At 64.0% G+C, this 20,220-nt stretch carries 14 protein-coding genes and 1 tRNA gene; 4 read left to right on the top strand and 11 right to left on the bottom strand.

Translation table 11 applies throughout. The annotated features are described in order from the left end of the window. Positions 1–56: 56 nt before the first annotated feature. From DMP11_RS07805 to DMP11_RS07785, 5 genes are all read right to left on the bottom strand, one after another. A complete protein-coding gene (locus DMP11_RS07805) occupies positions 57–1,733 on the bottom strand; it encodes an LCP family protein (protein WP_161555335.1) in 1,677 nt (558 codons plus the stop codon). A gap of 183 nt (positions 1,734–1,916) precedes the next feature. Next, positions 1,917–2,486, bottom strand: a complete 570-nt coding sequence (locus DMP11_RS07800; RefSeq protein ID WP_123185931.1) for a M48 family metallopeptidase — start codon at positions 2,484–2,486, stop codon at positions 1,917–1,919. 13 nt (positions 2,487–2,499) lie between these two features. Then, on the bottom strand, positions 2,500–2,709 hold the full coding sequence (dmpI, locus tag DMP11_RS07795; RefSeq protein ID WP_123185930.1) for a 4-oxalocrotonate tautomerase DmpI: 210 nt from the start codon (positions 2,707–2,709) through the stop codon (positions 2,500–2,502). Between the two features lie 2 nt (positions 2,710–2,711). Further along, positions 2,712–3,581, bottom strand: a complete 870-nt coding sequence (rsmI, locus tag DMP11_RS07790; RefSeq protein WP_123185929.1) for a 16S rRNA (cytidine(1402)-2'-O)-methyltransferase — start codon at positions 3,579–3,581, stop codon at positions 2,712–2,714. Positions 3,582–3,782: 201 nt separating this feature from the next. Then, the gene (locus DMP11_RS07785; protein ID WP_183621457.1) at positions 3,783–8,552 is read right to left on the bottom strand and encodes an acyl-CoA dehydratase activase-related protein; all 4,770 of its coding nucleotides are present in this window, start codon (positions 8,550–8,552) and stop codon (positions 3,783–3,785) included. Between the two features lie 269 nt (positions 8,553–8,821). Here DMP11_RS07785 and DMP11_RS07780 point away from each other — a divergent pair, with 269 nt between their 5' ends. The 4 genes from DMP11_RS07780 to DMP11_RS07765 all read left to right on the top strand — a co-directional run bounded on the left by DMP11_RS07780 (position 8,822) and on the right by DMP11_RS07765 (position 13,420). Then, positions 8,822–9,808, top strand: coding sequence for an L-lactate dehydrogenase (locus tag DMP11_RS07780; protein ID WP_123185928.1), 987 nt, complete (start codon positions 8,822–8,824; stop codon positions 9,806–9,808). Positions 9,809–10,182: 374 nt separating this feature from the next. Further along, complete coding sequence (locus tag DMP11_RS07775) at positions 10,183–11,214, top strand: Na/Pi cotransporter family protein (protein WP_123185927.1); 1,032 nt, start codon at positions 10,183–10,185, stop codon at positions 11,212–11,214. A gap of 38 nt (positions 11,215–11,252) precedes the next feature. Continuing rightward, positions 11,253–12,020 (top strand): winged helix-turn-helix domain-containing protein, encoded by a 768-nt coding sequence (locus DMP11_RS07770; RefSeq protein WP_123185926.1) that lies wholly within the window; start codon positions 11,253–11,255, stop codon positions 12,018–12,020. Next, positions 12,017–13,420, top strand: a complete 1,404-nt coding sequence (locus DMP11_RS07765) for a sensor histidine kinase (protein WP_123185925.1) — start codon at positions 12,017–12,019, stop codon at positions 13,418–13,420. The genes DMP11_RS07770 and DMP11_RS07765 overlap by 4 nt, the downstream gene beginning before the upstream one ends. A 520-nt stretch (positions 13,421–13,940) precedes the next feature. On the opposite strand, the gene DMP11_RS07760 is transcribed toward DMP11_RS07765, so the two are convergent. The 6 genes from DMP11_RS07760 to DMP11_RS07735 form a co-directional block, all read right to left on the bottom strand. Further along, positions 13,941–14,016, bottom strand: a tRNA-Ala gene (locus DMP11_RS07760). A gap of 83 nt (positions 14,017–14,099) precedes the next feature. Further along, on the bottom strand, positions 14,100–14,420 hold the full coding sequence (locus tag DMP11_RS07755) for a Veg family protein (RefSeq protein ID WP_123185924.1): 321 nt from the start codon (positions 14,418–14,420) through the stop codon (positions 14,100–14,102). Between the two features lie 182 nt (positions 14,421–14,602). Next, complete coding sequence (locus DMP11_RS07750) at positions 14,603–15,979, bottom strand: NCS2 family permease (RefSeq protein WP_169301869.1); 1,377 nt, start codon at positions 15,977–15,979, stop codon at positions 14,603–14,605. Positions 15,980–16,381: 402 nt separating this feature from the next. Further along, a complete protein-coding gene (locus DMP11_RS10535; protein ID WP_235869426.1) occupies positions 16,382–17,536 on the bottom strand; it encodes a TrmH family RNA methyltransferase in 1,155 nt (384 codons plus the stop codon). 301 nt (positions 17,537–17,837) lie between these two features. Further along, positions 17,838–18,734, bottom strand: coding sequence for a patatin-like phospholipase family protein (locus tag DMP11_RS07740; RefSeq protein WP_211329091.1), 897 nt, complete (start codon positions 18,732–18,734; stop codon positions 17,838–17,840). A 358-nt stretch (positions 18,735–19,092) separates the two neighbouring features. Next, positions 19,093–20,091 (bottom strand): hypothetical protein, encoded by a 999-nt coding sequence (locus tag DMP11_RS07735; protein WP_123185923.1) that lies wholly within the window; start codon positions 20,089–20,091, stop codon positions 19,093–19,095. Positions 20,092–20,220 lie beyond the last annotated feature (129 nt).

Genomic DNA, 20,220 nt, shown 5'->3' with positions numbered 1-20,220 from the left:
CTTCGGCATGAAAAAGGCCGGACCTATTGGCCCGGCCTTTCTCGCACGGATGGAACTTAGTTGCCCTCGCCGCCGGCACCGGCCGGTTTGTTGGCCTCACCGGAGCCGCCCGCGTCGCCGCTGCCTGCATCGCCGCCGGTAGAGGGACCCGAATCGGGGGTGGTGTCGCCGCCGGTGGAGGGCCCGGGGTCGGGGGCGGTGGTTCCGCCGGAGCTGCCGCCGGCGGAACCGGAATCGCCGCCGCTGTTGCCGCCGGAAGAGGTGCCGCCGTTGGAGCCGCCAGCGGAGCCGGAATTGCCGGAGTCACCGGGGTCGGGGGCGGTGGCGCCGCCGTTGCCGCCGGAAGACGCGTTGCCGGAATTGCCGCCGTTGCCGCCGGAAGACGCGTTGCCCCCCGAAGCCGTGCCGCCGTTGGAGGGCCCAGTGGAGCCGGAGCCGCTGCCGGAGTTGCCGGAATTACCGCTGTTGCCGCCCGATGCAGTGCCCTTGTTGCCGGAGCCGGAATTATTGCCGCCAGAGGTGCCCTTGTTGCCGGAAGAGGACGAGGACTTGTTGCCCGAAGAGCTGGAATTCGCCGAACTGTCAGCGTTCTTCTTCACGGAAGGATCCTGGGCGATGGCCTCTTGGGTGGAAAGCTTCGACACAATCTCACCGGGGTTTTGCCCCTTCTCCACCAGGGCCATCATTTCCTTGGTGGCCTCGGCGTCGTTGATCACGTAGGAAATGCCGCTGATGTTCGCAGTGGTGGAGGGAATCATGGCCGAGTACACCTTCAGCTGCGAAGGGTCGTCGAAGCGCTGGGCCAAATCCAGCAGCTCAGCGATGGTGAGATCGGTGGTCACGCACTTGGCGCCCTTCTCGATAACGCCGGGCAGGTCGGTGAGGGGCAGGCTCATCACCTTCTGCACGATGGCCGCCACCAGCTGCCGCTGATGGGAGGTGCGGGTGAAGTCGCCGTCCACGAACTTGCGGCTGCGGGCGTAGGAAAGCGCCTGGGTGCCGTTCAAATGCTGCGGCCCCTCCTCCAGCACCACATGGGCGCTGTCACTGTCGAGGTCGGCCTTGGTGTCGTTGATGCGGGTATCCACGTCGATGTCCACGCCACCCACGGCGTCCACCAGCCCCACCAGCTCGCTGAAGTTCACTTCCGCGTAATGGGAAATCTCGATGCCCAGCAGCTCGTTGGCGGCCTCGATGGCACCGGCCGTGCCCTTGAAGGCGTAAGCGGCGTTGAACTTGTTGGTGCCGTAGCCTTCTATCTGGATTTTGGTGTCGCGGGGAATGGACAGCAGGATGACGGTGTTGTTGGCGGGGTCGATGCGCGCCACGATGTTGGTGTCGGAACGCTGGCCCATGGAGGGGTCGCCCTCGCGCCGGTCGGAGCCGATGAGCAGCATGTAGAAAGGCTCGCCGGGTTCTTTCTTCTTCTCCGGCAGCGCCCTTTCGATATCTTTGATTTCTTGCTCGGTTTTAGCGCCCTGGTTGAGCTCTTGGGACACGTTGTTGAGGAAGGCGGAGGCCACACCGCAGCCGATGGCCACCAGCGCCAGGGCCGCCGCAACAATGGCGATGGCGATGTTGCGCTTCTTCATGGGGGTTTTCGGGGGCGCGTCAGCGGCGGGGGGCGCATCGGGTACGGGCCCGGAGGCACTGGGCGCGGCATGGGCGCCGGCGGCGCTCGCCTTGCTGAGAGCTTCTGTTTCGGAGGCGGACTTCTGAGAATCGTTCTTCATGGGCACACTTCCTGTTGAAAAACCACAGACCAACTGCTTCATTTTACTCTCGCGCGGCCTATAGCAACCACTTACGAAGCCCCCGTGGATTAAAAATGTAGATAAACGAAAGGTTTTCCTAAAGATTGGCAACAAAGCGGATAGGGATGCCCACCGCTGCGGGCGGCACCGACATCCGTGGCGCTACCGCAGCTTGGCGCGACGGGCTTTCCAGTCGGGCATCACGGAATCCATGAGGGCGTGGAAGCGGGGGCCGTGGCCGCGCTCCAGCAGATGACACAGCTCGTGCACCACCACGTACTCCAGGCACTCCGGCGGGTAGAGGGCCAGCCGCACGTTGATGCAAATGCGCCCCGTTGACGGCTGGCAGCTGCCCCAGCGGCTGGTCATATTGCGGTAGGCGATTTTGCCCGCCTTCACCCCCAAGACGGGCTCCCATGCCTGGATGAGCGGCGGCACGCAGGCGGCCACCACCGCCTTCCACTGGGCAACTTCCTCCGGGCTGGCCTGGGCCGCCTCCGCCCGCGGCGATGCGGCGATGGCCCGCTGTTGGGCCGCGATCCAGTCCCGCTTCTCCCGCACGAACCCCTCGATCATCCGCAACGGCATGCGCAGCGGGGCCGAAACCTCCACGCGCCCATCCGGCGGCTTCACCCGCAGGTGCAGGTTCTTGATGGGCTTGCGAGTGAGCCAGACTTCAAACTCGCCGATGAACACCAGCTCAGCTGGCTGTTTTGCACGGGGCCGCGCCATTGGCCGAGAACACCTACCCGCGAGATGCGCGGTACTCGGCCTTCACGCGGTCGATGGTTTTACCGCCAATGCCGAAATTCTTATCGGGAAGCTCCTTAATGGTGACCGAGAAAAACTCGGGGGGCACGGACATGACCTCAGACGCAACTTCGGTTAAACGCCCGATCAGCTGCTCCTTTTGCGCATCTGTCAGGGCACCACTCTCTACGGAAATGTAGGGCATGGTTACTTTTCTCCTTGGACTCTCATCGCAATCTCGTAAGCATCATTGCGGGAAATGCCGAACTCGGCGGCCAAGCGGCGGGCGATTTCCTTGGTGCGCAAGCCCTCGGTAGCCAGGTCGGCCGCGCGCACCTGGGCGCTCGCGGCGGCGCTTTCGGCCGCCGCTTCGCCTTCGGCCACGTTCGGCGCGTCGATGACGAGGGCAATTTCGCCGCGGATGCCGCCCGGCTGCGCAGCGCGAGCAGCGAAACGCTCGGCCAGCTCGGCCGCTGCGCCGCGGGCCACTTCCTCGTGCAGTTTCGTGAGCTCGCGGCACACCGCCACCTGTCGCAAGGGCAGCGCCTCGGCAACGGCTTCCAGCGCCGTCACCAGGCGATTCGGGCTCTCATAGAACACCAGTGCCGCATCCAGGCCGCGCAGCTGCTCCAAAACGGCCCGCTGCTCTACGCCCTTGCGCGGGAAGAAGCCGCCAAAGTAGAAGCGCGGGCACACCGTACCCGAGGCCACGTAGGCGCAGGACGCCGCCGAGGCACCAGGCAGCACCTCCACCGCCACGCCCGCTTCCCGCGCCGCCGCCACCAGGCGCAACCCGGGGTCAGACACGCCGGGCATGCCGGCATCGGAGCAGTAGGCAACAACCTCCCCCGCCGCCACGCGCTCCATCACCGCTGCTGCCTTCGCGCTGATCATGGCCTCGTCCAGCCGCTCCAACGGCTTGCGAATCTCGAAATGCGCCAGCAGCTTCCCCGTTACCCGGGTGTCCTCCGCGCACACCGCATCGGCGGCCCGCAGCGCCTCAAGCGAGCGCAGCGTCATATCCCCCAAGTTCCCGATGGGGGTGGGCACGATTACCAGTTTTCCGTTTTCGCTCATAGGGAGATTATACCCCTCGCCCCGCCAGGCACCCCGCCCACAGCAAGGGCAGCGGCAAAGGGTAAAACGCGGGGGCAAAGCGCGAGGCGAAACGAGGCGCCAGCTACGGGTGCGGACGGATTGGCGGCCGGGGCGAAATGCGGGCGGATTGGCGGCGGCAAAAGCGGGGGCGGCCAGCGAAGGCCGCCCCCACGCGCTGCGCTAGTTCTGAATTTCCGCCTCGAACTGGCCCACTTCCTGGGCGCGGGCCCGCTTGTCCACGTCGCCCACAAAAGCATCGCGGGCCGCCTTGGCCTGGGCCTCCTTCTCGGCGAGGTTGGCCTTGGCCACCGCAATCATCAGCTTGATGCGATTCAGTTGGTTCACCTCGGAAGCGCCGGGGTCGTAGTCCACTGCCACGATGTTGCTCTCGGGGTAGCGGCGGCGCAGCTCCTTGATGGTGGCCTTGCCCACCACGTGGTTCGGCAGGCACGCGAAGGGCTGGGTGCACACCACGTTCGGGCAGCCGCTGCGGATGAGCTCCACCATCTCGGCGGTGAGCAGCCACCCCTCGCCCATGGAGTTGCACAGAGACAAAATCTCCTCGGCGTACTCGGCCAGCTCGTAGATGTCCGCCGGCGGGTGGAAGCGGGCACTCTTCTCCAGGGCATCGCTCACCGGCTTGCGCAGCTTCTTCACCGCGGCCAGGCCGAGGCGGCTGCCCAGCGCGCTCTTCTTCGACTTGCCGATGGGCTGCTGGAAGATGCCGCCGGCGATGCCGAACAGGAAGAACTCGATGAGCCCGGGCACCACGGCCTCGCAGCCCTCGCGCTCGATGACGTCCACGATCTGGTTGTTGGCCGTGGGATGGAACTTCACGAGGATCTCGCCCACCACGCCCACGCGGGGCTTGGTGCCCTCGCCGGCCAGCGGCAGGGTGTCGAAGTCCTCCACGATACGGCGCACCGTGCGGCGGAACTCCGACTGGCGCACGCCGCGCTCGAGCTGGTGCTTGCAGGCGTCCATCCAGTAGTCGAACAGGCGGTTGGCGCTGCCGGGCTCCACCTCGTAGGGACGCGTGCGGTACAGGCACATCATGAGCAAGTCGCCGTACTGCAGCGCGTAGATGGCCTGGTAGAGCATCTTCGGCGTGATCTTGAAGCCGGGATTCTCCTCGCCTAAGTCCTTGAACGAAATGGCAATGACGGGGATATGTCCGAGCCCCACCGATTTCAGCGCCTTGCGGATGAGCGAGATGTAGTTGGTGGCGCGGCAGCCGCCGCCGGTCTGGGTGATGAGTACGGCCAGCTTGTCGGTGTCGTACTTTCCCGACAGCACCGCTTCCATGATCTGGCCGGTGACCAGGATGGACGGGTAGCAGATGTCGTTGTTCACATACTTCAGGCCCGCGTCCACCGCGCCGTGGTCCACCGAGGGCAGCAGCACCGCGTTGTAGCCGGCGCGCCTGAAGATGGGCACCAAAAGCTCGAAATGGTAGGGAGCCATTTGGGGCGCTAAGATGGTGTAGCCCGCGTCGCGCATTTCCTCGGTGAACTGCACGCGCTCAAACTCGGTGGAGGCGCCCTCGCGCTGCTCCACCTCGGCGGCGGCGGTCACGCCGTCGGCTTTCTCGGTGAAAGATTCCGGTACCAGCTTGTCCACGTCCTCCAGCTTGATGGAGGCGGCAGGGCAGGCGCGCCCCTCGGCGCGGGCGTCGGAAAGGGCCTCCGCCTCACGGTCCGCCTGGTCCTTCAAAGCTGCGAGCAGGCTGCGCACGCGGATGCGGGCGGCGCCCAGGTTTGACACCTCGTCGATCTTCAGCACGGTGTACACCTTGCCGGCCGCCTCCAGCACCTCCTGCACCTGGTCGGTGGTCAGGGCGTCCAAACCGCAGCCGAAGGAGTTCAGCTGGATGAGGTCCAGATCCTTGCGCTGGGTGACCACCTTGGCCGCCGCGTAGAGGCGCGTGTGGTACATCCACTGGTCCACCACGCGGATGGGGCGTTCCAGTTGCCCCAGATGGGCCACGGAATCTTCCGTGAGCACCGCCAGGCCGAAGCTGGTGAGCAGCTCGGGAATGGCGTGGTTGATCTCCGGGTCCTGGTGGTAGGGGCGACCCGCCAGCACAATACCGCGGGTGCCGGTCTCCTCCATCCAGGCCAGGGTTTCCACGCCCTTGCGACGGATGTCGCGCTTGAAGGCCTCATCCTCGGCCCAGGCAGCGTCCACGGCGTCGTCGATCTGCTTCTGGGTGATGGGGAACTCGTGGGCCCCCACCTCATCGCGGAAGGTGCCGGTCAGCTCGGCGTACAGGCGTTCTTTCAGCTTGTCCTTGTCGTGGTAGGGCAGCCAGGGGGCGACGAAGGCCACGGGCGCCTCCCGCAGCTCGTCGATGTTCAGGCGCAGCGCCTCGGGGTAGCTGGCCACGATGGGACAGTTGAAATGGTTGCCCGCCGTCTCGTCCTCCTGGCGCTCCCACTTGCTGCAGGGCATCCAGATGAAGTCCACGGCGTCGTCGCCTTCCTTGGCCAGCAAGTTCATGATGTGGCCGTGGGAGAGCTTTGCCGGATAGCACACCGACTCCGACGGCATAGACTCGATGCCAGCCTCGTAGGTCTTCTTCGTGGAGGGGTCGGACAGCACCACCCGGTAGCCGAGCTTCGTGAAGAACGTGAACCAGAAGGGGTAGTTCTCGTACAGGTTGAGGGCCCGCGGGATGCCCACGGTGCCGCAGGCGTCTTCTGTGGGGATGGGCTCGTAGGCGTCGAAGAGTCGCCGGGACTTCCACTCGAAGAGATTCGGCACGTCGGACTTCTCGGTGCCGGTGCCCAGGCTCTCGCCCTTCTCGCAGCGGTTGCCGGTGATGAAGCGGCGGCGGACGCCCGTGGCCGGATCGCGGCCGAAGTCGTTCACCGTGAGCAGGCAGGCGTTGGAGCAGCCCTTGCAGCGCACGGTCTTATGGGTGGGGGCCAGGGCCTCGATCTCGGCGAGGGACAACAACCCGCTCGTGAAAACCTTCGGGCCCACGTCCGGCGACAGGGGCACTCCCTCGGTGTGGCGGCGCTTATCCTCGTAGCGGTCGCGGGCCAGAAGCGCCGCGCCGAAGGCGCCCATGTTGCCGGCGATGTCGGGGCGCACCGCGTCCACTTCCGACAACTGCTCGAAGGCGCGCAGCACCGCGTCGTTCAAAAACGTGCCGCCCTGCACGATAACTTTGGTGCCCACGTCACGCGGGTCGCGGATTTTAATCACCTTGAACAGGGCGTTCTTGATAACGGAAATGGCCAGGCCGGCGGCGATGTCGCCCACCGTCGCCCCTTCCTTCTGCGCCTGCTTCACGCGGGAGTTCATGAACACGGTGCAACGGCTGCCCAGATCCACCGGGTTCTCGGCGGCAATGGCGGTTTTCGCGAATTCCGCCACGTCGAGATTCAACCCGCTCGCGAACGACTCGATGAAGCTGCCGCAGCCGGACGAACAGGCCTCGTTGAGCATGATGGAGTCGATCACGCCGTCTTTCACCCGCAGGCACTTCATGTCCTGGCCGCCGATGTCGAGGATGAACTCCACCCCCGGCAGCATTTCCTGGGCGCCGCGCAGGTGGGCCACCGTCTCGATTTCGCCGGAATCCACCCGCAGCGCTTCCAGCAGCAGCCCCTCGCCGTAACCGGTCACAGTGGCGTGGCCGATTGTCACCAGCGGACGGGCCGCCTCGTCGGTGGGAAGCGCACGGTAAAGCTGGGCCAGGGCCGCCTTGGCGCACTTCAGCACATCGCCCTTGTTGGAGGCATAGGTGCTCCACAGAAGCTCACCCGACTCGGAAATGAGAGCCGCCTTGAAGGTGGTGGAACCGGCGTCGATGCCCAAGAACGCCACACCGCGGTAGTCTTCCAGGGAGGCGCGGCGCACCTTTTCCTGGTCGTGGCGGGCCTTGAACCGGGCATAGCTCTGCTCGTCGGCAAAAAGCGGCGCCAAGCGCACCACTTCAGAGCCTTGCATGTCGCCCAAGTTCTCCAGCCGCTTCAGCACATCCGCCAGCCGCTCCACCTTGGCGCCGGCCGCAGCTCCGGCCAGGGCGCAACCGCAGGCCACGAACAGGTGCGCGTTATCGGGCACGATAATGGCCTCGTCGGCAAGCCCCAGGGTTTCGTAGAACCGCTCGCGCAACTGGGGCAGATACTGCAGCGGACCGCCCAAAAACGCCACGTTTCCCCTGATGGGGCGCCCGCAGGCAAGGCCGGAGATGGTTTGGGTTACCACTGATTGGAAGATGGAGGCGGCGATGTCCTCCTTGCGGGCCCCCTCGTTCAGCAGCGGCTGCACGTCGGTTTTGGCGAACACGCCGCAGCGGCTGGCGATGGGGTAAATGGTGGTGTGGCTTTTGGCCAGCTCGTTCAGGCCGCCGGCGTCGGTGTCCAGCAGCGCCGCCATCTGGTCGATGAAGGCGCCGGTGCCGCCGGCACAGGTGCCGTTCATGCGCTGCTCGATGCCGTTGTCGAAGTAGATAATCTTCGCATCCTCGCCCCCCAGCTCGATGGCCACGTCGGTGGCGGGGATGAAGGTTTCCACGGCGGTTTTGGAGGCGATCACCTCCTGCACGAACTCGATAGACAGCCACTGGGAAAGCAGCAGGCCGCCCGAGCCGGTAATGGCGATGGTCATGAGACGCGTGGGGAATTGGGCCGCCGCCTCTTTCAGCACCTCCACGATGGTGGCGCGCACATCGGCGTGGTGGCGGCGGTACACCGCCCACAGTATCTCGCAGCTGTTGTCCAGCACCGCCAGCTTCACCGTGGTGGAACCCACGTCGATGCCGATGTGCAGCACCTCTTCCCCCGTCGCCTCCGGCGCGTCAGCCATGGCGAAGGTCAAAGAGGCGTTTGCGGGCGCCGCTTCGGCCTCCTCCACGCGGGTCACCCGCACAGCGCACTGATTGGCCGCCTCTTCCTGTCCCACCGTTACATAGTTATTCACTTTGTTGTTCTTCAGCATCGTAAACCGGGCCCTCCTCGGCCCCCGAAAAACCATCCGGTTCTATTCTTTTTCAACCTTAGAATTATAGGGGGTTTTATCTGTCGTGACCCCACCATTTCCTGCCAGCAGCGAATATTCATGCGCCATGCAACCGGGACAGGGCGCCGCCAGGACAACCATGCGCCAGACGCCTAACTGATTGGTGACGGACGCCGCCGCCGTGTGGGGAGGCCTCTACAATGACCCTGACGAAAACGCCCCATCGGGGCCGCGAGAAAGGACACGCAATGGAGGAAGTCAACAACCGGAAAGTGGCCATCATCGGATGCGGGTTCGTGGGCTCCGCCTCGGCCTTTGCCCTCATGGAGTCGGGGCTTTTTACCGAGATGGTGTTGCTGGACGTGGACCACGCCCGAGCCGAAGGCGAAGCGCTGGACATCTCCCACGGCACGGCATTCTCCAGCCCCATGGAGATCTACGCCGGCAGCTATGACGACATAGCCGACGCCGCCGTGATCATCATCACGGCTGGCATCGGCCAGAAACCTGGCGAAACCCGCATCGACCTGGTGAACAAGAACGTCGAGGTGTTCAAGGGCATCTTGGGGGAGATTCGCGCACGCCAGTGCGCCGGCATCATTTTGGTGGTGTCGAACCCGGTGGACATCCTCACCTATGTGACGGTGAAGCTCTCGGGGCTGCCGGAGTCGCGGGTAATCGGCAGCGGCACCGTGCTGGACACCGGCCGTTTGAAGCACATCATTGGCGAGAAGCTGTCGGTGGATCCGCGCAACGTACACGCCCGCATCTTGGGCGAGCACGGCGACAGCGAGCTCATCGCCTGGTCGAGCGCCCATGTGGCCGGCATCCCGCTGGAAGACTTCTACCACATGCGTGCCAAAGGCAGCTACGATGACTTTCGTCAATCCATGAGCGACATCGTGCGCAACTCCGCCTACGAGATCATCGCCAAGAAAAAGGCCACCTACTACGGCATCGCCATGGCGGTCACCCGCATCTGCGGCGCCATCGTGAGAGACGAGAAATCGGTGCTGTCGGTGTCCAATTACATGCAGGGAGAGTACGGCATTTCCGATATGGCGCTTTCCACTCCCTGTATCGTGGGGAAGAGAGGCATCGAGGTGCGCATCCCGCCGTCGCTGAACTACCAGGAGCAGCAGGAGCTGAAGGCCAGCGCCGCCATGCTGCGGGAGGTGATTGACGCGCTGGACCTCATTGGCGCGGGCTCGGACGCGGGCGAGGCGGCGGAATAGGCGTTCGCGATGCTTCCCGGAGCTTTACGGCATTTCGCGGCGTTTTGCGGCGTTTCTCCCTGACGCAAATGGTTTTTTGTCCAGACCCCTGAGCAGGCATTATCTCATCGATTGCCAGCTCAGGGACTATTTTTTATCCGGCCAAAACCTCGCTTACGTCAGAGCGTCCAGCCTCTGGCCACCCTGGGCTCCCCCTCCGCTCCATCTAACCTCGCTGCCGCAACTGGCCGCCTCACCCCCACAAAACTTCACGCTCTCTTTACAAACCTCTCACCGCCCCCTCGCACACCTTTCATATCTTAAGTAGCATCTGACGGAAGGCCGGGCGCCGCAAAGCGCCCGGGCAGGGCCCCGACGGGGCGAAGGGAGAGCGCATGCAGGAGATGCTGCAACTGGGTCTGGGACTGTTTGGCGGCCTGGCCCTTTTCCTATACGGCATGGGGCTGATGAGCGGCGGCTTGCAAGAGGCGGCCGGCGAGCGCATCCGCGGCATTTTGGCCGCCGTCACCCGCAACCCCCTTTTGGGGGTAATCACCGGCGCCGTGGCCACCGCGGTGCTGCAAAGCTCCAGCGCCACCACGGTGATGACCATCGGCTTCGTGAGCGCCGGCATGATGCGGCTGCCCCAGGCCATCCCCATCATCATGGGCGCCAACATCGGCACCACCATCACGGCCCAGATCATCGCCTTCAAGCTCTCCGACTACGTGCTGGCCTTCGTCATCGGCGGCTTTGTGCTGATGCAGCTAGCCAAGCAGGGGCGGCTGAAGCTGGGAGGCCAAGCGATGTTCGGCTTCGGCCTCCTGTTCCTTGGCATCGACACCATGGGCGCCGTGATGAAACCCCTGGCCGAGAACCCGGTGTTCACCGACATGATTGCCCAAGTGACCGGCATCCCCGTGCTGGGCATTGCCGTGGGCACCATCATGACCTTAGTGGTGCAGAGCTCCAGCGCCACCATCGCGGTGCTGCAGAATTTCGCAGCGCAACCGGCGGCCGACGGCGGCAGCATTATCGGGCTGGACGGCGCCATCCCTATCCTCTTGGGTGACAACTTGGGCACCACCATCACCGCGCTGCTGGCCGCTATCGGCCAAAGCCGCGATGCCAAACGGGTGGCCCTCTCCCACTGCCTGTTCAACTTGTCCGGCTGTCTGCTGTTCGTGTGGCTGGTGGGGCCGTTCGCCAGCGTGGTGGCCGCCATCCCGCCCACTGGCGCCGAGATGGATGTGATTGCCCGGCAAATCGCCAACGCCCACACCCTGTTCAACGTCACCATGACGGCTCTGTGGCTTCCCTTCGTTCCCCTGATGGCGAAAATTGTTTCGGCTATACTTCCCGAGAAAGACCAAACCCCGCGCAACCCGCTGGGCAGCCGCGACGAGCTGGCCGGCAACGCCGCCTGATGGAGGCATCCGAGCGCGGAACGAGCAAAGAGGGCGAAATGGCAGCACAGGGCCTCATCTACTACGTGGAAGACGATCAGCACATTCGCGATTTAGCCGCCTACGCCCTGCACCAGGCCGGGCACACGGTGCGCACCTTCCCCGATGGCACAGGGTTCGCCGCCCTGTGCGCCGCCGAACCCCCCGATGCCGTGCTGCTGGACATCATGCTGCCCGGCGACGACGGGCTGGAACTGCTGCGGCAACTGCGGGGAAACCCCGCCACCGCCGCGCTGCCGGTGATGATGCTCACCGCGAAAGGCGCCGAGTACGACACCGTATGCGGGCTTGATGCTGGCGCCGACGACTATCTGGCAAAGCCCTTTGGCATGATGGAGCTGCTCTCGCGGGTGAACGCCCTGCTGCGCCGAAGCTCGCTGCCTTCCAGCGGCGCGGCAGCGGGCAGTGGCGAAGCCGCCCCCGCCAACCACGGCGAACCCAGCCGCAGGGAGGAGCAACCGCTGCATTCCGGCGGCATCTCCTTGTACCTGGCTGCCCATCGCGCAGTGGCGGGCGGGCGGCCCGTTCCCCTCACCGTTAAAGAGTTCGCCCTACTTGAAGCCCTTATGAAAAACGAAGGGCGGGTACTCACCCGCAACCAGCTGCTACAAGACGTATGGGACATCCATTTCGCCGGCGAAACCCGCACGGTGGACGCCCACGTGAAGACCCTGCGCCAGAAGCTGGCCGAAGCGGCCCCCGGCACCGAAGCCCTCATCAGCACCGTGCGCGGGGTGGGCTACCGGTTTGAAGGGGGCGGCCGATGAGGGGCTCCCCCGCCGCCCCCAGCCTCTCGGGGCGCATCTTCCGCAGCATCCTTGCCTTCACCCTCACCGGCATTGTGGCTTTCTCGCTGGCGCTGGCCGCCATCTTCTACCTGTCCTTCGAACATAAAGCAGCCGACGGGCTGCTGAACCAGGCCCACCGTGCGGCCGTGCTTCTGGACAGTGAACCTGCCTCGAAGCGGCCGGCAGTGCTGGCCGAGCAATTCGACGGCACAGTACGCTACACGCTGGTGGGCGCCGATGGCACCGTTTTGTTCGACAGCGCTGCTGAGGCAGCCGACGCACCGCAGATGGAAAACCACGGCAACCGCCCCGAAGTGCGCGAGGCGCTGGCCAGCGGTGAAGGGGCCACCAGCCGCATGTCCGCCACCGTGGGCACCGACACCCTCTACGCCGCCGCACCGCTCTCGGACGGCTCGGTAATACGACTGGCCGAAACCCGCGACTCCATCGTGGCGTTTTTCGCCAACGGGCTGATGGTGCCAGTGGCGTTTACGCTGTTGGCGGCAGTGGCGCTGGTGCTTGCCCTGTCGCGGCTGCTCACCCGTCACCTCATGCGGCCGCTCGATCGCATCGACGCCTCGTCGCCCCTACAGGGGGGCGGCTACGCGGAAATGGCACCGCTGCTGGAACGCATCGATTCGCAACAGCGCACCCTGCGGGCCCAAAACCAAGAGCTGGCGCTGGCGGAAAGTTTACGTCGCGACTTCTCCGCCAACGTGTCCCATGAAATGAAAACGCCGCTGCAGGTAATTTCCGGCTACGCCGAGCTGATGGCCAACGGCATGGTGCCCCCCGACGAGGTGCGGAAATTCGGCAGCGTCATCTACCAGGAGTCCCAGGCAATGCGGGCACTCATTAACGATGTGCTGATTCTATCGCGGCTGGACGAAAAGGCCCTCGCCGCCGACGAAGCGGCGCCGGTGAATCTGGCGTCGGTGGCCGAGCGGGCGGCGGGGCGGCTGGAATCGCTGGCGCGGGAGGCTGATGTGGCCGTAGGGCTGCAGTTGCAGCCGGCGCAAGTGCAGGGCAACGAAACCCTGCTGGAGCAGATGATCCACAACCTGGTAGAAAACGCCATCCGCTACAACCGCCCCGGCGGCCGCGTAACAGTGAAAACGGCCACGGCCCTCGATGCCGAAGGGCGCACAGAGGCACTGGTGCAGGTGGGCGACAGCGGCCCCGGCATCCCCGCCGATGCCCAGGACAAGGTGTTCGAGCGCTTCTACCGCCTGGACAAAAGCCGCTCGAAGGAAACCGGCGGCACCGGGCTGGGGCTGGCCATCGTGAAGCACGCCGCCCTCCACCACGGCGGCACCGTCGAGCTGCAAAGTGAAGAAGGCCAAGGCGCCACCTTCACCGTCCACCTCCCCACCCCATGACAGGGGACGGGGATAACGTCATATTTCCAGAGCAGGCGGAGGGCCTTTCGTAGGGCAGAGATTCTATCTCTGCCTAAATGTTTCTGGAGGGTGGGCCTATGCCAGGGGGACGTTCACTTTTGGCACGCAGGTGGCGGCGCTTCTGGAGGGTGGGCCGACCCGACAGGGCTGCGCTCGACGCTCCGTACGAGGGGAACTAACTCGACCTGCGGTCGAGTGGATTTCCCCTCTACTCCACTTGGCCGGACCTCGCTTCGCCCCGCCGGGTCGGCCCAGCCAGGATGTCAAAATCCTGACATTATCCCCGTCCCCTGTCATGCCCTGTCACCCCGTCACCTGCCAACAGCGCGAAACTGCCAGGTCCAAGCGAGGGGCGGCCCGGTGCCCCAGATCGCCCTGAATTCCGACTGAGCGTACTTAAGGTACGCGAAGGAAGGAGATGAAGGGCAAGATGGGGTGCCCGGCCGTTCCGCAGCATGGAAACAAAAACGGTCGGCTGAAAAGCCGACCGTAACATTTATGGTGGAGCATAGGGGGATCGAACCCCTGGCCTCAAGATTGCGAACCTTGCGCTCTCCCAGCTGAGCTAATGCCCCAAAGGTTTGTGCCCGCAAATGGGCAAGTGAACATTCTGAAGGTAGCGGTGCGGTTTGTCAACCGCAAAACGGGGAAAACCCGCTTACAGCAGAATCTGCTCCGGCATCTCGTCTTCGAGCGGTGTCTCTTCCACGAACGGAGCGAACAGGGGCTCATCGTTCTGAGAAAGCTCCACCATACCGGTCAGCACGTCAGCATACTGATACGATTGGCGCGCTGTACGACCGCGCTTGCGGTCAATCTCCATGATGAACAGCTGCGGATGCACCTGAGTCAGAACACCCTCGCTCTCCACGATCTTCGAGCGTCCCATGTTCGCCCGCACCTTGAGCCGCTGTCCCAGAAAGTCGTTGAGGGTATCGTGAATGGAACCAACGAGCTGCGCCTGCTTAGCCAAATCCATGGATGAAATCCTAACTACTGCCAAAAACACACGTGACAAATGAACACGATACCACGCCTGTCAAGGCCTGTTAACCACCGCCGACAATAGGCAACCGCTCGCTGCACAACGAACAACCTCCAAGCACGAAAATGGCCCCGCATCGCTACGGGGCCATTGCTGAAGAGCCTTAAAAGGCAGCGCTATACCACCAGCGTGATAATGCGCAGCGCAAACAGCGCCGCCGCAATCCACATAACCCAGTGCACATCTTTGGCGCGACCCTGGCACACCCGCACGATGACGAAGGCCAAGATGCCGAACATGATGCCGTTGGCGATAGAGTAGGTGAAGGGCATCATGATGATGGCGAGAAAGCCACCGATGGCGCCAGCCGGGTCTTCCGAGAAGTCCATCTTGGTGACCGACGACATCATCAGCAGGCCCACCCAAACCAGCGCCGGCACGGTGGCGAAGCTGGGAATGGCCAAAAACACCGGCGAAAGTACCAGCGCCACTGCGAATAGGATGCCCGTAGTGAGCGAAGTGAGGCCCGTGCGGCCGCCCGCTGCAACACCGGCCGAGCTTTCCACGTAGCTGGTGCAAGTGGAGGTGCCCACAGCAGCGCCGAACACGGTGCCCACAGCATCGGCCATCAGGGCTTCTTTGGCGCGGGGCAGGCGCCCCTCCTTATCCAGCAGGTTGCCCTTGCTGGCAACGCCGATCAAGGTGCCGGCGGTGTCGAACAGGTCAACAAACAGGAACGAGAACACTATTACGGCGAAGTCCACCAGGTGGTTCGCCACAAATTCCCAGTTGAAGGCAAACAGGTACGGGGCCTGCAGGTTAATGCCGCTGGAGAAATCGGGGAACAGCGAATACACGCCCGCCGCCACGTCTACTTGGTACCAGCCGATGAGCTGGGCAATCATGCCCAGCACCCACGTGCCCAGAATGCTCCACAAAATGTAACCGGGCACCCGGTAGTTGTACATGATGGCGCAGGCAATGAGGCCGATCACCGCGAGGGCCATGCTCGGCGAAGCGAACGACCCCAAGTTCACCAGAGTGGCCGCATCGGCCACCACCACGCCACCGTTTTCCAGGCCAACCAGCGCAATGAACAGGCCAATGCCCACAGCAATGCCGTTTTTAAGATTAGTGGGAACGTCGTTCACCAGCGCTTCGCGGAACTTGCACAGCGTGAGCAGGATGAAAATGAGACCTTCCACCAGCACTGCGGTGAGCGCCACCGTCCAGGGGTCGTTGATGCCCTCTTTCGCCAGCGGAATGCACACCGAGTAGGCGAAGTAGGCGTTCAGGCCCATGCCCGATGCAAGGGCAATGGGGTAGTTGGCGTAAAACGCCATGAACAACGTGGCGAAACAAGCCGAAACAGCCGTAGCCGTGAACACCGCTCCCGGCTCCATGCCCGAAGCCGACAAAATGCTCGGGTTCACAGCCAGAATGTAAACCATGGCCAAGAAGGTGATGACACCAGCCATAACCTCGGTTTTAACATTTGTGCCGTGCTCCTTCAGCTTGAAGCAACGTTCCAAAAACGATTCTCCTTGAGCCATGAACACCCTCTTTCCCTTTCACGGAAACATAAGCGCCTTCCTTTAAAGCGCAACAGGCCCATTGTACGGGCAGAGCACCGCACGCGGGGCCGGGGAACGTAACTTTTTTGAAGCAGAGTGCAAGTTTTTGGCGGGACGTGCCCGCCCCCAGAAGAACGCCCACTCGCCAGGCCGGTGCCGGCCCACAAACCTGGGTGCATCCGGGACGGAGCGGCCAGACAGGAGCAGGATGGCCGTGCCGCAGCTGCCCGCGAACCAGATGCATTGGGCCGGGCGCGTTGGAGCGCACGGTCGAGCAATGGCCACCCTCGGGTATGGACGTATTGGGGCAGAACCGCAAAACAGGTGCATTGCGGGGCGGGCATTCCATGTCTGTTTGGGCTACTGGCCGCCCAACCCCCCTTAGAAACAGGGCAGCGCCTCGCCGGGACGGCCCTTGAGGGCATAGAAACCCACGGCAGACGACGCGGCCACGTTCAGAGAATCAACCCCGTGGAACATGGGGATGCACACCGTGGCGTCGCAGGCGGCGATGGTGGCCGGCTCCAGCCCCACCCCTTCGGTGCCGAACACCAGCGCCACACGGGGCGCCCGCTGCAACAGCGGCGCGGAAAGCTGCAGGGAATCCTCTTCAAGCGCCATGGCCACCACCGTGAACCCCAGCCGCTGCAGCTGCTGCACGCCGGCGGCTGCCCCCGCCCGCACCGTCGCGCCCCGGTGCACCGAAGGCGCACCATCGGCCGCAAGGATCACGCGGTCGCCACCAGAGGCCGCCTTTCCACCGCTCCCCTTCCGAGCGCTCTCGTATTCCGCCGATTGAAACCCCTTGGCGCCCATACCGCCGCGTCCGCTGGATTCGTCCTCCCCGGACTCACCGGCCCCTCCGGTTCCAAACAGCGTTCCGCAATCGCCGCCGCGGCTTCGGCCCCCATCGGCCCCGTCCTCGCCCATCGTCTCGCGCTCGGTCCTTTTCCCTTCCGGCCTTTGCACATCCTCCCCCTCACCGTCTGCGGGAATGCGCGCCCAGGGAATCTGGAACACCGTGCCCATGGAAACGCGCACCGCGCGGCGGTAGAACGGGTCGTAGCAGGCAGGCGACACTAGCACCGCATCGGCCCCCAGCGCCGCCGCGCTGCGGAAGATGGCCCCCACGTTGGTGTGATTGGTGATGTTCTCCAGCACCGCCACCAGCCGCGCGCCCTCCACCGCCTGGGCCACCGTGAGCGGGGCGGGGCGGCGGAACGTGGCCAAAAGGCCCCGGGTGAGCTCGAATCCAGTGAGCCGCTGCAGCTCTTCCGGCGGCAGCACGAACACCGGCGTGCCAGGCGCCGCCGCTTCTACCTGGTCCAACAGCCCTGACAGCGGTTGCAGCCACTTCTCCCCCACCAAAAGCGACACCGGTTGAAGCCCCGCTTCCAAGGCACGGGCCGCCACCTTGTCCGACTCCGCGATGAGGATGGCCCGCTCGGGCTCCAGCCGGCTGCGCAACTGCACATCGGTCAGGCGCGCGAACACGTCCAGCCGCGCATCGTCCAACGTTTCCAGCCGAATGATCATTTTTGCCACACCCTCTTTTTTCCTGCATGAAAAGTCACGAATTCAAGGATATGGCAAAAATGAGCCGCGAAAATTGCCACATCCTCTTCAAAAGTGCGAAATCGGGCGAAAAAACGAGGATATGGCAAAAACGAGCGGGAAAAATTACCACATCCTCCAATTCGTGACAGCCGTCGTAATAAAAACGAGGATATGGCAAAAACGCGCAGGAGCGCGCGGAGCGGGCCGAGCGGCAATCGGAACGGGAATCGCAAGGGCGGTATGAAGCGGCGCGGAGCGTTCGGGCGACTCACTCGGCTTTCTAGCTCTGCAGCCAGCGGGTCAAGCGCTCGTGTTCGCGGTTCGCCTGGTTATAACCGCGCTCGTAGGTGGCCTGCAAGGTGGCGAAATCGGTTTCCCGGTTGGTGATGTCCATGCGCTCGGGCGCGAACACGAACGCCCGCCCTTCTGCCTCCAGCGCATCGATGCGGTCGAGCAACTGGTTGTAATGGCGCCACCGCTCTATAGTGTTCTCCGCCACCAGCGGGTGCTTGCGGAAAAGCGCACGGAATGCAACCTGAGCGGCAGCACCCATCTCCTTTTTGCGGTAAGCGCGCTCCTGCGTGCGCACCACTACCAGGCGCTGAAATCCGTCAGCCAGCGCCGCGTCCAGGCAAACGCCCCAGCTAGAACCCATGCCGCCATCCATAAAGATGCGCCCCTCCACCGGGGTGGGCGGCATGAAAATGGGCATGGTGGACGAAGCGCGCACCCGCACGCCGGCATCGAAGGGGGTGAGCATATCCGCTTTCGTCCAAGCAATCGTTTCGCCGTCTTCCCAGTCGAATGCCTCGATATGGCAATCGGCCGGGTTGGCGGCGAAGGTAGCGAAATCGAAGCCCATAGGCTCGTCAGGGAAGCGGCGCTCGCAGATAATGCCCTCGTAGAGGTGGTGGGCGTTGAAGTAGCCTTCGCCGCGCAGAAAGCTGCGCCAACCGCCGAACTGCGGGTCGTTCACTAGGTCCACAAACGAGGCCTTGGTGCGGGCGGCGTCGCGGGAGAGGTAATTCACCGCGTGGCTGGCCCCGGCGGAAATGCCGTATGCCTTGGGGAAGTTAAGGCCGTTCTCCAGCAGCATGACCGCGAAGCCGGCCGTATAGCTGGCTCGCATGCCGCCGCCTTCGAAAACGAGGGCAACATCGGGTATGTTGATGTCCATGCTCATGATTCGATTGTAGGCACCGCACCGGTTGCAGCAGTGCTCCAATCGGCGGACGGGAACGGGCCCCTTACGCCGCACCGTGGCGGGAATAGGCGGCTAGTTCCGGCACGGGCGCGGCAGAGCGAGCTCAACCGCGGCTTCTGGCGCCTCCGTGGCGGAATTAAGCGGCTAGTTCCGGCACGGAGGCGAGCGCAAAGCGTTTCAGGGGCGCCGGGGCGGAAATAGGCGGCTAGTTCCGGCACGCGGGGCGCTGCGACGCAGCCCCACGGGCGGAAGCGGGGGCAATCCCGCAGGCGCCGAAGACAGCGGAAGACGCCGAGAGAAGACCCGCTGCCCACAGCGCGGTGCGGGCAGCCTACAGCGGCAAACTAACCACGAAACCGGAGGCGTAGAGCTTTCCGAAAATGTACTTGTTGCAGGCGGATTCGCTGGCATACCATACGCGGCCGTCCTTCTGCACCAGCCCCTCGCTCATGGGCGGCGCCAAGAAATCCGCCACCTTGTTGCTGGAATCCAGGAAGTACAGCGGCACATCGGCCCCCATGGCGCGATAGGTGCCCCGCTGTTGCAAGCCTTCCACATCGTAGGTGGGCAACGACGACGCCTGCAGCCCCCACGAACACGAAAGCACCATCTGCCCCTGCGAGTTGAAGCACACCCCCTGCACGCGGTCGGGTATGGAGAACACCCGGCTGGGCCCGTTGGCGTAGCCGAATTCGCCATCCGCGTCGGCGTCGAACACGTACATCACCGCTTTGTTCTGGGTGCCATCGGGCGCGGTGAGGTGCTGCTCGGCCGGCGTGGGATAATCAGTTTCGTAGTAAAACACACCGGTGTACAGGGCGCCGTTTTGGATGTTGATGAAAGCGGGATCGATGCCGATGTCCACCTGCGCTATGGCCTGCACCTGCGCCCCTTCCTCGGCAGTGGCCACCTCTTGGGTATTCAGCACCAGGTAACCGCCCTCGGTGGTGAGGAAGGTGAATTGCCCGTCGGCCGTCACTCCCCCGCCGTGGCCGACATAGGTGCTACCGTCGGGGTTGGTGACGAAGAACTTGACCACATTAGTGCCGCTCTCGGAAGTGCGGTACAGTGGCGAAGGGCCGTGGTCGCCCATGTACCCGGAAAACAGCCACTGCTGGCTGCCTTCAAGCCACGCCATGTCTTGGGGCACGAAACCGCCGTTGATGTCGGGAATGGGGAATTCCTGGCGCGCTTGTTGGTAGAAATCGGCGTACGTGGCGTGGATATAGATGTTGAAGCCGGCCACCGCCACAGCCGCCAGCCCCAGCAGCGAGCCGACCGCAATGGCCAAGCCCTTCCCCACTGTCATCTTTTTCTTGCCAGAAGCCATCTGCGCCGCCTTTCTCAAGCTTTTCGCCTCATGGTAGCGGCACTCCCCTCTCCGGCCCGGATTAGCCATCAACCTGCAATATTGCGCAACGGGGCAAGGAGGGATGAGTGGTTGGGGTTGGGGTTGGGG

Source organism: Parvibacter caecicola (assembly GCF_003725335.1).
Taxonomy (GTDB): Bacteria; Actinomycetota; Coriobacteriia; order Coriobacteriales; family Eggerthellaceae; genus Parvibacter; species Parvibacter caecicola.
This window is presented reverse-complemented; position numbering and strand designations above follow the sequence as displayed.